The organism is Paenibacillus mobilis (assembly GCF_058267595.1).
Genome location: NZ_JBZCMS010000007.1, coordinates 64,194 through 77,431 on the forward strand (window position 1 = coordinate 64,194; position 13,238 = coordinate 77,431).

The 13,238-nt window shown below is 54.3% G+C and carries 10 protein-coding genes; 8 read left to right on the forward strand and 2 right to left on the reverse strand.

The features are described 5' to 3' along the window. Window positions 1-22: 22 nt before the first annotated feature. Entirely contained in the window at window positions 23-652 is a 630-nt protein-coding gene (locus tag AC3ZPD_RS14280) for an HD domain-containing protein (RefSeq protein ID WP_490984950.1), read from the reverse strand. A gap of 143 nt (window positions 653-795) precedes the next feature. Between AC3ZPD_RS14280 and AC3ZPD_RS14285 the strand changes: the two genes are divergently transcribed. Then, complete coding sequence (locus tag AC3ZPD_RS14285) at window positions 796-1,533, forward strand: hypothetical protein (protein ID WP_490984951.1); 738 nt, start codon at window positions 796-798, stop codon at window positions 1,531-1,533. 93 nt (window positions 1,534-1,626) lie between these two features. On the opposite strand, the gene AC3ZPD_RS14290 is transcribed toward AC3ZPD_RS14285, so the two are convergent. Continuing rightward, window positions 1,627-2,757: a 5-methyltetrahydropteroyltriglutamate--homocysteine S-methyltransferase gene (locus AC3ZPD_RS14290; protein ID WP_490984952.1), complete on the reverse strand. Its 1,131-nt coding sequence runs from the start codon at window positions 2,755-2,757 to the stop codon at window positions 1,627-1,629. 297 nt (window positions 2,758-3,054) lie between these two features. On the opposite strand from AC3ZPD_RS14290, the gene AC3ZPD_RS14295 reads away from it, so the two are divergent. The 7 genes from AC3ZPD_RS14295 to AC3ZPD_RS14325 all read left to right on the forward strand — a co-directional run bounded on the left by AC3ZPD_RS14295 (window position 3,055) and on the right by AC3ZPD_RS14325 (window position 13,135). Beyond that, window positions 3,055-5,442, forward strand: coding sequence for a phosphoketolase family protein (locus AC3ZPD_RS14295; RefSeq protein ID WP_490984953.1), 2,388 nt, complete (start codon window positions 3,055-3,057; stop codon window positions 5,440-5,442). A 107-nt stretch (window positions 5,443-5,549) separates the two neighbouring features. Next, entirely contained in the window at window positions 5,550-6,389 is an 840-nt protein-coding gene (locus AC3ZPD_RS14300; RefSeq protein WP_490984954.1) for an aldo/keto reductase, read from the forward strand. A gap of 130 nt (window positions 6,390-6,519) precedes the next feature. Then, complete coding sequence (locus tag AC3ZPD_RS14305) at window positions 6,520-7,146, forward strand: PspA/IM30 family protein (RefSeq protein WP_490984955.1); 627 nt, start codon at window positions 6,520-6,522, stop codon at window positions 7,144-7,146. 1 nt (window position 7,147) lies between these two features. Beyond that, on the forward strand, window positions 7,148-8,182 hold the full coding sequence (locus tag AC3ZPD_RS14310; RefSeq protein WP_490984956.1) for a TFIIB-type zinc ribbon-containing protein: 1,035 nt from the start codon (window positions 7,148-7,150) through the stop codon (window positions 8,180-8,182). Between the two features lie 35 nt (window positions 8,183-8,217). After that, a complete protein-coding gene (locus AC3ZPD_RS14315) occupies window positions 8,218-9,009 on the forward strand; it encodes a TPM domain-containing protein (protein WP_490985164.1) in 792 nt (263 codons plus the stop codon). Between the two features lie 34 nt (window positions 9,010-9,043). After that, entirely contained in the window at window positions 9,044-10,069 is a 1,026-nt protein-coding gene (locus AC3ZPD_RS14320; protein WP_490984957.1) for an SPFH domain-containing protein, read from the forward strand. A gap of 276 nt (window positions 10,070-10,345) precedes the next feature. Continuing rightward, a complete protein-coding gene (locus AC3ZPD_RS14325; RefSeq protein ID WP_490984958.1) occupies window positions 10,346-13,135 on the forward strand; it encodes a glycoside hydrolase family 3 C-terminal domain-containing protein in 2,790 nt (929 codons plus the stop codon). The last annotated feature ends 103 nt before the right edge of the window (window positions 13,136-13,238 follow it).

Here is a 13,238-nt window from a genome sequence, read left to right on the forward strand (position 1 = left end):
GCGCATATCGTAATCATAAACCTTAAGATGCCAGAGCTTCTTTCGTGATCTGCTCAATATCGACAGGAGACCGGGAGCCTTCGCTGACCATATCGGGCAAAATATGCTCCAGAAAATAATCCACGCAGTGAAGTTTGATGCCTTTGATTTTGATCAGGGCGCTCCGGTACATCAAAACGAACTCTTTTTCCGTATTCCCTCTTTGGAGCTCGGAAAAAGCCTCGTAGATCTGATCCAGCTTATCAGCCACTTCCAAAATTCTGCCTTCGACGGATTCGTCTTTGCCTTCCCGCAGCTGTCTGCGGAAGATCGGCTTGAATTCCTCCGGAATGTGCTCTTCAATAAAATGAGCGACCATACCTTCCTCCACCTGCTGCAGCATGGACCGAAGCTCGAGGGAATAGTGTTTGACGGGCGTTTTGATGTCCCCGATAAAAATTTCGCCGTAATCGTGGCTGCTGGTGATTTCGTATAACTTTTTCCAGTCGATGGTGGCGCCGTGGCTTTCCTCAATATCCGCCAGGGTTTTGGCGTATTGCACGACTTTCCAGGAATGCTCGGACACGCTGTGCTCCTGAAACTTGAATCGGCCGGGGCATCGGATAATCCGCTCCAAATCGGTCAACGATTGAAAATAAGTATGAATCCCCATGTGCTGAGTTCCTTTCTTTGAATGAAGTAATGAGGCGGTATTAAATAGTATAAGCTCCAATTGTTATAGGATCGTTAAGCTCGGACAGGAAGTTCTTGCATATTGGACATTCATTTCTTTACTTTTCAAAAGGAGATCATCGTATGCAGCCTATGCCTCTATTTTCAAAATATAAACCGGTTATCCTACAGCTTCCGCAGCAGGCGCTCACCCGGCAGGATTTGCTGGTTCGGGATTTTTGCCTGGCCGAATCGGGAAACCTGACGATGTATTATGCTCCGCACAATGAGCGGGTGAACGGGAAGGCGCGGATCCTGATCGCGGGACTGACTCCCGGCTTCAGCCAGATGAAGGTGGCTTTTGAAACGGCACGAGATGCTCTACGGCAGGGGAAAGAGGATGAAGAAGTTCTTCGGAAAGCCAAGGAAGCGGCGCGTTTTGCAGGCCCAATGCGGAACAATATCATCCAGATGCTGGACGCTTTAGGTTTACCGGCGTTTCTTGGCTTCTCTTCAGCGGAGCTGCTGTTCGGCGAAAAACAGGAGCTTTTGCACACCACCGCCGTCCTTCGTTACCCGGTGTTCGTAAACGGACAAAATTACACGGGCAGCCGGCCGGCTTTATTAGCCGATGTTTTTTTGAGGGAATTCGCTATACATTCTATCCAAGGGGAACTCGACGCTCTGGAGCAGGTTCTCATCATTCCGCTCGGGAAAGCGGTGGAAGGGATTTTTCAGATGCTGGAGCAGGAGGGGAAGATTCGGAGCGGCCAATGTTTATGGGGATTTCCCCACCCGTCCGGAGCAAACGGTCATCGGGTCCGGCAGTTTAACGAATATTTCGATTCCATGAAGGAAGGATTGGAGAGTCATTTTCGATAAAAAACAAGCCGCCAACCTGCATAGGGCTGACGGCTTATTTGGGGACCGTTCGCACGGCTCAGTATCTAATGCTCTTCTTGCTGCCCGCCTGTATTACCCCTTCCACACATCGCGGGCAATTTCCACGACATGGCGGAGTTTGGCCCACTGCTGCTCTTCGGTCAGCAGGTTGCCTTCCTCCGTGGAGGCAAATCCGCATTGCGGGCTCAGGCAAAGCTGATCCAGACTTACGAAACGGGAAGCTTCTTCAATCCGGCGTTTGATATCGTCGGCTTTCTCCAGTTCGCCAAACTTGGAGGTGATGAGGCCGAGTACGATCAACAGGTCGGGACGGTTTACATAACGCAGGGGCTCGAACCCGCCGGCCCGGTCGCTGTCATATTCCAGGAAAAAGCCGTCGATATTCAGTCCGCCAAACAGCGTTTCCGCAACCGGCTCATAGCCGCCGGAGGAAATCCAGGTGGAGCGGAAGTTGCCGCGGCAGATGTGCATGGTGATTTTGAGGTCGTCCGGACGTCCGCTAACGGCGTCATTAATGGTTTTGGCATACCAGTCGGACAGCTTGTCCGGGTTCAGGCCGCGGGCACGCAGCTGCTCTTTTTGCTCGTCGGAGCACAGGTAAGCCCAAGCCGTGTCGTCCAGCTGCAGGTAGCGGCACCCCGCATCATAAAAGGCTTTAATGGCTTGTTTGTAAGCGGCGGCCAAATCGTGAAAAAACTCCTCTTCATCCCCGTAAACCCCGGAATCGATGGTTCCGCGGAAATGCAGCATGCTTGGGCTCGGGATGGTCATTTTGGCGGTGTGGGATCCTGCTATACTATGTAAAAACTTATAATCTTCAAGCATAGGATGGGTGGAAAAACCCAGCTTTCCGTTCACCAGAATGGAATGGGCCTTGGTTTGAGTCTGTTTGAACTGAATGCCGCTTTCCGCTTCGTAGCCGGTAACGCCGTCCAGATTCTCCAGGAAGTCAAAATGCCAATAAGCGCGGCGGAACTCGCCGTCCGTTACGGCTTGCAGACCGACTTCTTTTTGTTTCTCCACGATACACGCGATTTCTTCGTTTTCAATCAGGCGAAGCTGCTCGGCAGACAGGCGGCCTTCCGCTTTTTGCTGACGGGCCTCTTTGATCCGGTCGGTTCTCAGCAGGCTTCCTACCTGATCTGCACGAAAGGGGGGCGCCAAACGTGGTCCGGCTTGCTGGTTCTGTTGCGTTTCACTCATGAGGATGCACTCCATTCCTTTGGGATTTTTTAATGTTTAGCTTAACAAATGATAGGGTTCAAGTAAACTTGTATGTAAATTTGCATCGGTTCGAGGGTGTTAGGGAAAAATGAAGTTTGGCAGAAGAAGGGAGTCATCGTTTTGTCGGCGGCAAGCGGAGCGCGTAATCTTCATTTTATGTTCACTTTTTCACACTAAAAAGCCGTATCCTTTAATAAAAAGGTTGTTATGATACTTACAATAAAGTGAAAATATTCACAAATAAAACTTAGATATAAAAATTAAGGAGTGGATCTCATGTTAGTTACCGATACCCGAGTTGATTATTCGTCCCCAGAATACCTTGGCCGACTGGACGCTTACTGGCGGGCAGCGAACTACCTTTCTGTAGGCCAGCTCTATCTGAAAAATAACCCCCTGCTGCGGGAACCACTCCAGGCTGCCGACCTCAAGATCAAACCGATCGGGCACTGGGGCACCATTCCGGGCCAAAACTTCATTTATGCCCATTTGAACCGCGTCATCAACAAATATGATCTCAATATGTTTTATATAGAAGGGCCCGGACACGGCGGACAGGTCATGGTCTCGAACGCTTATCTGGACGGCAGCTACACCGAAATTTATCCGGACATTACGCAGGATATCCCGGGCATGACCAGGCTGTTCAAACAGTTTTCCTTTCCGGGCGGGGTTGCCTCCCACGCGGCGCCGGAAACGCCGGGGTCCATCCACGAAGGCGGGGAGCTTGGTTATTCGCTGTCCCATGGCACGGGAGCCATTCTGGATAACCCGGACCTGATCGCTGCGGTAGTGATAGGCGACGGGGAAGCCGAGACAGGTCCGCTGGCCGCTTCCTGGTTCTCGAACCGTTTCATCAACCCGATTGCCGACGGCGCTGTGCTGCCGATCCTGCACCTGAACGGGTTTAAGATCAGCAACCCGACGCTGCTGTCGCGCATGAGCAAGGAGGAATTAACCTCTTACTTCAAAGGACTCGGCTGGGAGCCTTATTTTGTAGAAGGCAGCGATCCGAAGCACATGCACCCTGTCATGGCGGAAACGATGGATGCTATTGTGGAGCGTATTGGAGCGATTCAAAGCTATGCGCGTGAAAATAACGACTCGTCCCGTCCGGTCTGGCCGATGCTGGTCTTCCGTTCTCCGAAAGGCTGGACCGGTCCCAAGGAATGGGATAAAGTGCCGAATGAAAACTCCTTCCGGGCCCACCAGGTGCCGATCCCGGTTGACCGGGAGCATATGGAGAATGCCCCGGCTTTGCTGCAATGGATGAACAGCTACAGACCGGAAGAGCTGTTTGATGAGACTGGCCGTCCGAAAGCGGAGATCGCAGGCATGGCTCCGAAAGGCAGCAGAAGGCTGGCGATGAACCCGGTAACCAACGCGGGCAGGCTGATCAAAGACCTGAAGCTGCCGGATTTCCGCAACTACGCGCTGGACAACAGCGAGCCGGGCAAACAGACCGCGCAGGACATGTCCGTGCTGGGCAAGTATTTAAAGGAAGTTTTAGAGCTGAATGAAGAGAGCAGAAACTTCCGGATTTTTGGACCGGATGAAACGATGTCCAACCGCTTAGCGCCCGTCTTTGAAGCGACCAAACGTCAGTGGATGGAGAAAATCATGGAGCCGAATGATGAATTCATGGCTTCATACGGCCGCGTGATCGACTCCCAGCTGTCGGAGCATCAAATGGAAGGCTTGCTGGAAGGTTACGTGTTAACCGGGCGCCACGGATTTTTCGCCAGCTATGAAGCGTTTCTGCGCGTCGTGGACTCCATGATCACGCAGCATTTCAAATGGCTGCGCAAGGCATCAGAGCAAAGCTGGCGTGCTGACCTTCCATCCCTGAACCTTGTGGCCACCTCGACGGTTTTCCAGCAGGACCATAACGGATATACCCACCAGGATCCGGGGATCCTCGGCCATCTGGCCGACAAGAAACCGGCGTTCATCCGCGAGTATTTGCCTGCCGATGCCAACACTTTGCTGGCCGTGTTCGACAAAGTGCTGAACGACCGTCAGAAAATCAATCTGATCGTCTCGTCCAAACATCCGCGACCGCAGTTTTTTTCGGCAGAGGAGGCGCAGGAGCTGGTGGAGAAGGGCCTCAAAATCATTGACTGGGCCAGCACGGACCCAGGGAGCGAACCCGATTTGGTGATCGCTTCCTCCGGGACGGAGCCAACGCTTGAAAGCCTGGCGGCGGTCTCCATTTTGCATGAAAAACTTCCGCAGCTCCGAATCCGTTTCATCAACGTGGTTGATCTGCTCAAGCTGAGAAACCAAAAGCTCGATCCGCGCGGGTTATCCGACGAGGAATTCGACCGCTATTTTACAACCGATAAACCGGTGATTTTCGCTTTCCATGGTTATGAAGGGCTGATCCGGGACCTGTTGTTCGACCGCCACAATCATCGGGTGTACGTGCACGGCTACCGGGAAAACGGCGATATCACCACCCCGTTCGACATGCGCGTGCTGAACCGGATGGACCGCTTCGACCTGGTGAAGGAAGCCGTAATGAGCCTGCCTGATGCCCGCCAACACGCCGCGATTGTGGAGCAAATGGAGCGGATGCTGCAGAAGCATCGCCAATATATTCGCGAAGAAGGCGTCGATCTGCCGGAAGTGGAGAATTGGGTCTGGCAAGGTTTAAGCCAATAAGCTCTTCGGAATCCACTGGATTCGGTTTACGGCAACGCGTTGTTTTGCCTGCATCCGAAATCGGTGATAAGGTAGGGGGAGACCAGTAAACCAAGGAGGCATATGGCATGAACCCTATTCCTGAAGTGGTATTAAACGACGGCTTAAAAATCCCCCGCATCGGCCTGGGCACCTATACGCTGAAAGGCCGCGACGGGGCCAAATCAATGGCGGGCGCCATTGATGCAGGTTATCGCCTGCTGGACAGCGCGTTTAACTATGAGAACGAAGGCGCGCTTGGCGAGGCGGTCCGCCTGAGCTCCGTTCCGCGCGAGGAGCTGCTTATCTGCTCGAAGCTGCCGGGCCGGCGCCAGGCTTATGATCAGGCGCTTGTAACGATTGAGGAATCCTTGTACCGGGCCGGATTGGATTATTACGACCTGTACCTGATCCATTGGCCGAACCCGAAGACGGACCGCTACGTGGAGGCCTGGCAGGCCATGATCGAAGCGAAGAAACGCGGCTACATCCGCTCCATCGGCGTCTGCAATTTCCTGCCGGAGCATAACGAGCGGATCATCAGAGAGACAGGGGTAGCGCCAAGCCTCAATCAGGTTGAACTGCATCCGTTTTTTGACCAGGCCTACCAGCGGGAGAAAGACGCTGAGCACGGCATCGTTACCGAATCGTGGAGTCCGTTGGGACGCGGCCACAGCATTTTGCAGGACGAAAAAATCGGCAAAATCGCCGCCGCCCACGGCAAAACGAATACGCAGGTCATTTTGCGCTGGCATGTTCAGCTGGGCGCGGTACCGATCCCTAAAGCGGGTTCGCTGGAACACCAGGTCGAAAACCTGAGCCTCTTCGACTTCGAGCTGTCGGAGGAAGAGATGCAGGTTATTTCCGGATTCAACCGGGAGGACGGACGTCTGTGGGGACAAGATCCGGCGGTTTATGAGGAGTTTTAATTCGATTGGGTAAAAGAATCTGAAAGCCATCATTCTGATAATGGATGATGGCTTTTTGGCCAAAATGAAACCTCGCGTTCCTTTTTCCTGTATTATAAAGATAATGCAAACGTTCGGGGGGAGGCGCTATATGGGAATCCTATCGAGATTTCGGCAAGTGATGAAGATGAATGTGAACGCTTTATTGGACAAATCCGCAGACCCGGAGCGGGACGTCGACGCCTACATGCGCAGCTTAAACAGCGATTTGGGACAATTAAAGGCCGAGACGGCATCGGTGCTGGCGGATGAGCGCAGGGCGCGGCTCGCGTTGGATGAAAGCGAAGCGGAAATCCGCAAGCTGCAGCGTTACGCCGAGAAATCGGCGGAGGCGGGGAAAGAAGAGGACGCCCGGCAATTTCTGCGGCGCAAGGCCGAGCTGTCCGATAAAATCGGCGGGCTCCGTACGGCTTGCGAGCAGGCCGCCGACAGGGCGGAAGGCATGAAGCGGATGCAGGCTAAGCTGGTATCGGACCTGAGCCGGCTGGAGACGCGCCGCGCGGAGCTGAAGGGCAAGCTGGCGGAGGCCCAGTTCCGGCAGCGGCTGAATGAATCAGGCGGAGCCAATTCGGCTTTTGAAGCCCTGGAAGAGAAAGCGGACCTGGCGCTGAATGAGGCCCTCGCTCTGGCAGAGCTGAGGGGCGGGGCCAAAGAAGACGACCTGGATGAGCTGATTGCCCGGCTGGAGAAAGCGGAGGGCACTCAAGGGGGGAACTGAAATGCCGGTTATCGAATACAAATGCCCGAACTGCGGGAGCGGAATGGTTTTTGACAGCACGACCGGAAAGCTGACCTGTCCCAGCTGCGGCAGGCAGGACAATATCGAGCAGCTTCAGGATCCCCTGACGCAAAACGTTTTTACGGAAGAGGATAACGCCCAGGAATATCACTGCACGAGCTGCGGCGCGGTCATCATCACGGGTGCGGAGACCAGCGCCACGACCTGCAGCTTCTGCGGTTCGGCCGTCGTGCTTGGCGACCGTCTGACCGGGGATTTGGCCCCGGCGCTGGTCATTCCTTTTTCGATCAGCAAAGAGGAAGCGATGCAGGCGTTCAAGAAATGGTGCAAAAACGGCCTGTTGACGCCAAACGGTTTCATGACGGCCGACCGGATCAAAGGCATTACGGGGATTTACGTGCCGTTTTGGCTGTATGAGCTCCATAACAACGTGGAAGTGCAGGGACATGCCACGCGGGTTCAAACCTACACCCGGGGGGATTACCAGATCACGGAGACGCAGCATTTTGAAATCTATCGCCGGCTTAAGCTGAATTACAAGCGGGTGCCGGTGGATGCGTCCCGGAAAATGAACGACGAGCTTATGGATAAGCTGGAGCCTTTTCCGTACGGGGAGCTAAAGTCGTTCAAGACGCCTTACCTGGCCGGATTTATCGCCGAAAAATACAGCTTCGACGACGGGGAACTCCTTCCCCGCGCCAAGGAAAAAATCCGGGATTACATCGAGTCGGCCATCTCCTCCTCGGTTGCCGGCTATACGACCGTCAATTATGCCAGCAAGCAGATCGACACCACTCGCAGCCAGTCGGACTATGTGCTGCTGCCGGTCTGGATGGTCTATTACGATTATGATAAACAGGAGCATACCTTTGCCATGAACGGCCAAACGGGCAAGGTAGTCGGCAAACCGCCGATCAGTAAGGCTAAGGTTGCGGGCTGGTTCGCAGGCATTTCCTGCGTTTCGCTGCTGGCGCTGAAGCTGGTTTCCCTGATGATGGGAGGGGGATTCCTGTGAACAAGCGTTTTGCCTGGCATCGACTGCCGGTGTTCATGCTTGTCCTTGCGGCGCTGGTATCGGTTGTAGCCGTCGGTGCTGCCGTGTTTCCCGCTTCTGCGAGAGCGGCGACGGAGCAGCAGGGCAAGCAATTGATTTATGACGAAGCGAATTTGCTCACCCGTGAGCAGGCCGATGAGCTGAATGCGCTTGCGGTCAAATACGGGGCCAAGAGGGAAACGGACTTTATTATCTATACTACCGATAACCCGGAGAACCTGGACGTTGTGGACCTGACCGAAAATTTCTATGACGAGAAAGGTCCGGGATACGACAAATCGCACGGCAACGCTGCGATCCTGACGCTGGATATGCGGAACCGGGACGTATACCTGGCGGGTTTCTACAAGGCGGAGGATTACCTGGACGACGGCAGGATGGATAAGATCCGCAGCAGGATCACGCCGGATTTGAGCGACGGCGATTATACGCAGGCTTTTGAAACCTATATCAAAACCGCCTATAAATATATGGGTTTTAAACCGGGCGTCAATCCGGACAACATTTTGTTCAATGGCTGGTTCCAGCTCGCCGTTTCGGCGGCGGTTGGCGCTATCGCGGTCGGCGTGATGGCCTACCGTTCCGGCGGCCGTATCACGGTGAACCGGATGACCTATGAAGACGCGGCGACGTCGGGCGTTGTGGCGCATGAGGACCGCTATATCCGGACGACGACCACAAGGCGAAAAATCGAACGCAATACCGGCGGAGGCGGCGGACGTTCCGGCGGGGGCGGGGGAACAACCGGCGGCGGGCATTCGCACAGCGGCAGCCGGGGTTCTTTTTAAATGACTTATTAACACAGGGAAAGGATGAGGTAGCATGGGCTTCTTCAAAAATCAGTTCTCGAACGTGGTGGAATGGGAAGAATTTCGCGACGACATGATTTTCTGGAAATGGGGCAACCGGGAGATCAAGAAAGGCAGCAAGCTGATCATCCGCTCCGGCCAGGACGCGGTGTTTATCAACAACGGCAAAATTGAGGGCATTTTTGAAAATGAAGGCGTCTATAACGTGGAATCCGACATTGTGCCTTTCCTCTCCACGCTAAAAGGCTTCAAATTCGGCTTTAACAGCGGCATGCGGGTGGAGGTGCTGTTCGTCAACACGAAGGAATTCACCGTCCGCTGGGGCACGCAAAGCCCGATTCTGATTCCGACGCCGCAGCTTCCGGGGGGCATGCCGATCCGGGCTAACGGAACGTTTAACTTTAAGGTGAACGATTACGTGACGCTGATCGATAAAATTGCCGGCATCAAAGAGACCTATCTGGTCGAGGACGTGAAAATGCGGATCACTTCCGTGCTGAGCCAGCTGCTGATGAAGTGGATCAGCAAGGAAGGCAAGGACATGTTTAACCTGCAGGCTAATGCGGAGGCCATCTCTGCGGGCATTCAGGAAGACCTGGATATGCAGATTATGGGCGACGGCCTGACGGTTACGGGTTTTCAGGTGATGAGCTTCAACTATCCGCCTGAAATTCAGGACATGATCACGAAAAATGCCTCTTACGGCATGATTGGCGATCTGCAGAAGTACCAGCAGGTCAGCATGACCGACGGCATTGCTTCCGGCAAGGTCAAAGGCGGCGGTGCCGCTTCGGACATGGCCGGCATGATGATGGGCATGAATATGGCGAACGAAATGCTGAAAAACATGAACGCCGGGCAGCCGGCTTCCCAGCCGTCACCCACGGCCCCGCCGGCGGCTCCCGCATCGGCTCCTACAACATCCCCGTCCCCTGCTGCCGCTTCGGACAGCGCCAAACGGCCGAATTTCTGTCCGAACTGCGGCGCCAAAAACGAGGGCTCCAACTTCTGCCCGAACTGTGGGCAAAAGCTGGCGTAAGAAAGGCGTTTCGAGGCTTGTCTTTGGAGGAACGCCCGGCTTATAGCGCTGGCTAAAGTCGGCTTAAACCAGCTGATGCCGGCTCGCTGGAGGTTGTTTTGCGGATGGCCTTATTTTCCGGAACGGGTTATGCTGAATATCATAAACCGTTCCGGCCTGTTTTCGTGTATAATAAAATCGATTTCATTTCAATAAAATCGATTTCAAGCCTTTGGGCAGCGGTTTTTAGGTAAGACTATTCATAGATTACATATTTATCATTTGGAGGGGAACATATTGAACAAACCGTTAATCGGAGTACCATTGGAAGGTTTCGCGGAATTTAGCCGAAAGGTAGCGGCAGAAGGCGCCGTTTTGTTAAAAAATGAAGGACAGGTCCTTCCGCTTCGCGATGGCGAAAGCGTATCCATTTTTGGCAGAACCCAAGTCAATTATTACCGCAGCGGCACAGGGTCCGGCGGCAGCGTTAACGTGGCTTACACTACGAACCTGCTGGACGGCCTGCGCGCCAAGAAAAACCTCAGCGTCAACGAGGAGCTGGCAGCGGTTTACGAGAAGTGGATCGAGCAAAACCCGTTTGATAACGGCGGCGGAGGCTGGGCAGCCGAGCCTTGGCACCAGAAGGAAATGCCGCTGACCGACGAATTGGTGCAGCAGGCGAGAAGCCGCTCGGAGAAAGCGGTGATCGTGATCGGCCGCACCGCCGGCGAAGATCAGGACAACGCGGGCGAGCCGGGCAGCTACCTGCTGACGGACGAAGAGCTTTCGATGCTGAAGCTGGTAACGGCCCGTTTCGAGAAAACCGTCGTTGTCCTTAACGTTTCCAACATCGTCGATTTGAGCTGGATGAATGACAGCAGCCATGCCAATCCGATTCCTTGCGTGATCTACTCCTGGCACGGGGGCATGGAGGGCGGCAACGCCATCGCCGACGTTTTGGCCGGAGACGTGACGCCAAGCGGGAAATTGACCGATACGATCGCTTATTCGCTGGAGGATTATCCTTCCACCCAGAACTATGGCAACGAGTTCAAAAACCTGTACCAAGAGGATATTTACGTAGGTTACCGTTATTTTGAAACCTTCAGCCCGGATAAGGTTCAATACGAATTCGGCTTTGGTTTGTCGTACACCACTTTCAGTGTAGAACCTGAGGAAGCCAAGGTGGTTACACGCAAGGGAGAGCCGTACATCGAAGCGGCTGTTACCGTCACCAACACCGGCAGCACCTATGCGGGCAAAGAAGTCGTGCAGCTGTATTATGCCGCGCCGCAAGGCAAACTGGGCCAGCCGGCCAAAGCGCTTGCCGCCTTCGGCAAAACGAAACTTCTCCAGCCGGGCGAGTCGCAGAAGCTGACGATCAGCTTCCCTGTCCGCCAAATGGCTTCCTATGACGACGCTGGCGCAACGGGCCATGCCTATGCGTATGTGCTCGAAGAAGGAACTTACCGCATTTTTGCCGGTACCAGCGTGAAAAAGCTGACCCAGCTGGCCGTAGAAGGCCAGGACGGTTATGTGATCGAATCTCTTCAAGTCGTGGAGCAGCTCCAGCAGGCGCTGGCGCCAACGGAAGATTTTACAAGAATGAAGCCTGGTGCGCTTAAAGAAGACGGCACTTATGAGCTTGAATATGCAGAAGTTCCGAAGCTGCAGTTCTCCCTGGCCGAGCGGATCGAACAAAATCTCCCGGCTCCATTAGAGTATACCGGGGACAAAGGCCACAAGCTGAAAGACGTGAAGGACGGCAAAGTGGGCATAGAAACCTTCATTGCCCAGCTTAACGATGAAGACTTGGCAGCTATCGTTCGCGGCGAAGGCATGAGCAGCCCGCTGGTAACGCCGGGTACGGCTTCGGCTTTCGGCGGCGTCAGCGACGCCCTGCTCGGCTTCGGCATCCCGGTCGGATGTACGGCGGACGGCCCTTCCGGCATCCGCATGGACAGCGGGGACAAATCGACGCAGGTGTCGATCGGCACGCTGCTGGCGGCGACCTGGGATACAGCGCTGGTCGAGGAGCTTTATGTGCTTGAAGGCCAGGAGCTGTTGCGCAATCAAATCGATACGCTGCTTGGACCTGGCCTCAATATCCGCCGCAGTCCGCTTAACGGCCGGAACTTTGAGTATTTTTCCGAAGATCCGCTCATTTCCGGCGCTTTTGCCACGGCTTGCGTAAAAGGGATCAAAAAAGGCGGCTCCAACGCCACCTTGAAGCATTTTGCCTGCAACAATCAGGAGAAATACCGCACCAAAGTTGACGCGATCGTTTCGGAACGCGCGCTGCGTGAAATTTACCTGAAAGGCTTCGAAATTGCGGTAAAAGAAAGCGGAGCCAACTCGATCATGACCTCCTACAATCCGGTGAACGGCCATTGGGCGGCTTCCAACTATGACCTGAACACCACGATCCTTCGCGGCGAGTGGGGGTATACCGGCATCGTCATGACCGACTGGTGGGCCGTGATGAACGATAACGTAAACGGAGGACCGGCTGACCGCAAGTTCACCAACTTTATGGTCCGCGCCCAAAACGACCTGTACATGGTTGTGGCCAACTACGGCGCTGCTACCAACGTTTGGGACGATAACACCCTTCCGTCGCTGGAAAACGGGACATTGACCCGTGGGGAGCTGCAGCGCTCGGCCATCAACATTTGCCGCTTCCTGATGGACGCCCCTGTATTTGCAAGAATGGGGCTTTCGGTCGAAGAGGATGCGAAGGTCTTTAGAGCGGATGCCTCTCTTGCCCCTGGGCAGGCCGAAACTTTGGCCGGAGAGCTTCAGGTGCACACCACCGAAGAAGGCACAACCTACATTCAGGTTGAAGCAGCCGGCGAATACCGTCTTACGGCAGGCCTCATGTCCGCGGAATCGGATCAGGCGCAAAGCGCATGCAACCTGCTGCTGAACGGCCAGACGGTGACCACGATTCAAACGAACGGCACGAATGCAAACTGGATCAGACAACGGCTGGTGAAGGTCCGGCTCGAAGCGGGACTTTATGAAATGAAGCTCGAGGTCACCAAACCGGGCATCAAGATCGGCTGGATTCAGTTTAACCGGGTTTAAGGGTTAGGGAGCATTAAGATCGGAACGAATTTTTATTTGGAAAAAAAGAAAGAACAGACGCGGTCGGCGCGTCTGTTCTTTTTGATTTTAAGTGAATTTTCTG

Coding starts and splice junctions, on each gene's coding strand:
- AC3ZPD_RS14280 (WP_490984950.1), bottom strand. CDS start 652: ATGGGGATTCATACTTATTTTCAATCGTTGACCGATTTGGAGCGGATT.
- AC3ZPD_RS14285 (WP_490984951.1), top strand. CDS start 796: ATGCAGCCTATGCCTCTATTTTCAAAATATAAACCGGTTATCCTACAG.
- AC3ZPD_RS14290 (WP_490984952.1), bottom strand. CDS start 2,757: ATGAGTGAAACGCAACAGAACCAGCAAGCCGGACCACGTTTGGCGCCC.
- AC3ZPD_RS14295 (WP_490984953.1), top strand. CDS start 3,055: ATGTTAGTTACCGATACCCGAGTTGATTATTCGTCCCCAGAATACCTT.
- AC3ZPD_RS14300 (WP_490984954.1), top strand. CDS start 5,550: ATGAACCCTATTCCTGAAGTGGTATTAAACGACGGCTTAAAAATCCCC.
- AC3ZPD_RS14305 (WP_490984955.1), top strand. CDS start 6,520: ATGGGAATCCTATCGAGATTTCGGCAAGTGATGAAGATGAATGTGAAC.
- AC3ZPD_RS14310 (WP_490984956.1), top strand. CDS start 7,148: ATGCCGGTTATCGAATACAAATGCCCGAACTGCGGGAGCGGAATGGTT.
- AC3ZPD_RS14315 (WP_490985164.1), top strand. CDS start 8,218: ATGCTTGTCCTTGCGGCGCTGGTATCGGTTGTAGCCGTCGGTGCTGCC.
- AC3ZPD_RS14320 (WP_490984957.1), top strand. CDS start 9,044: ATGGGCTTCTTCAAAAATCAGTTCTCGAACGTGGTGGAATGGGAAGAA.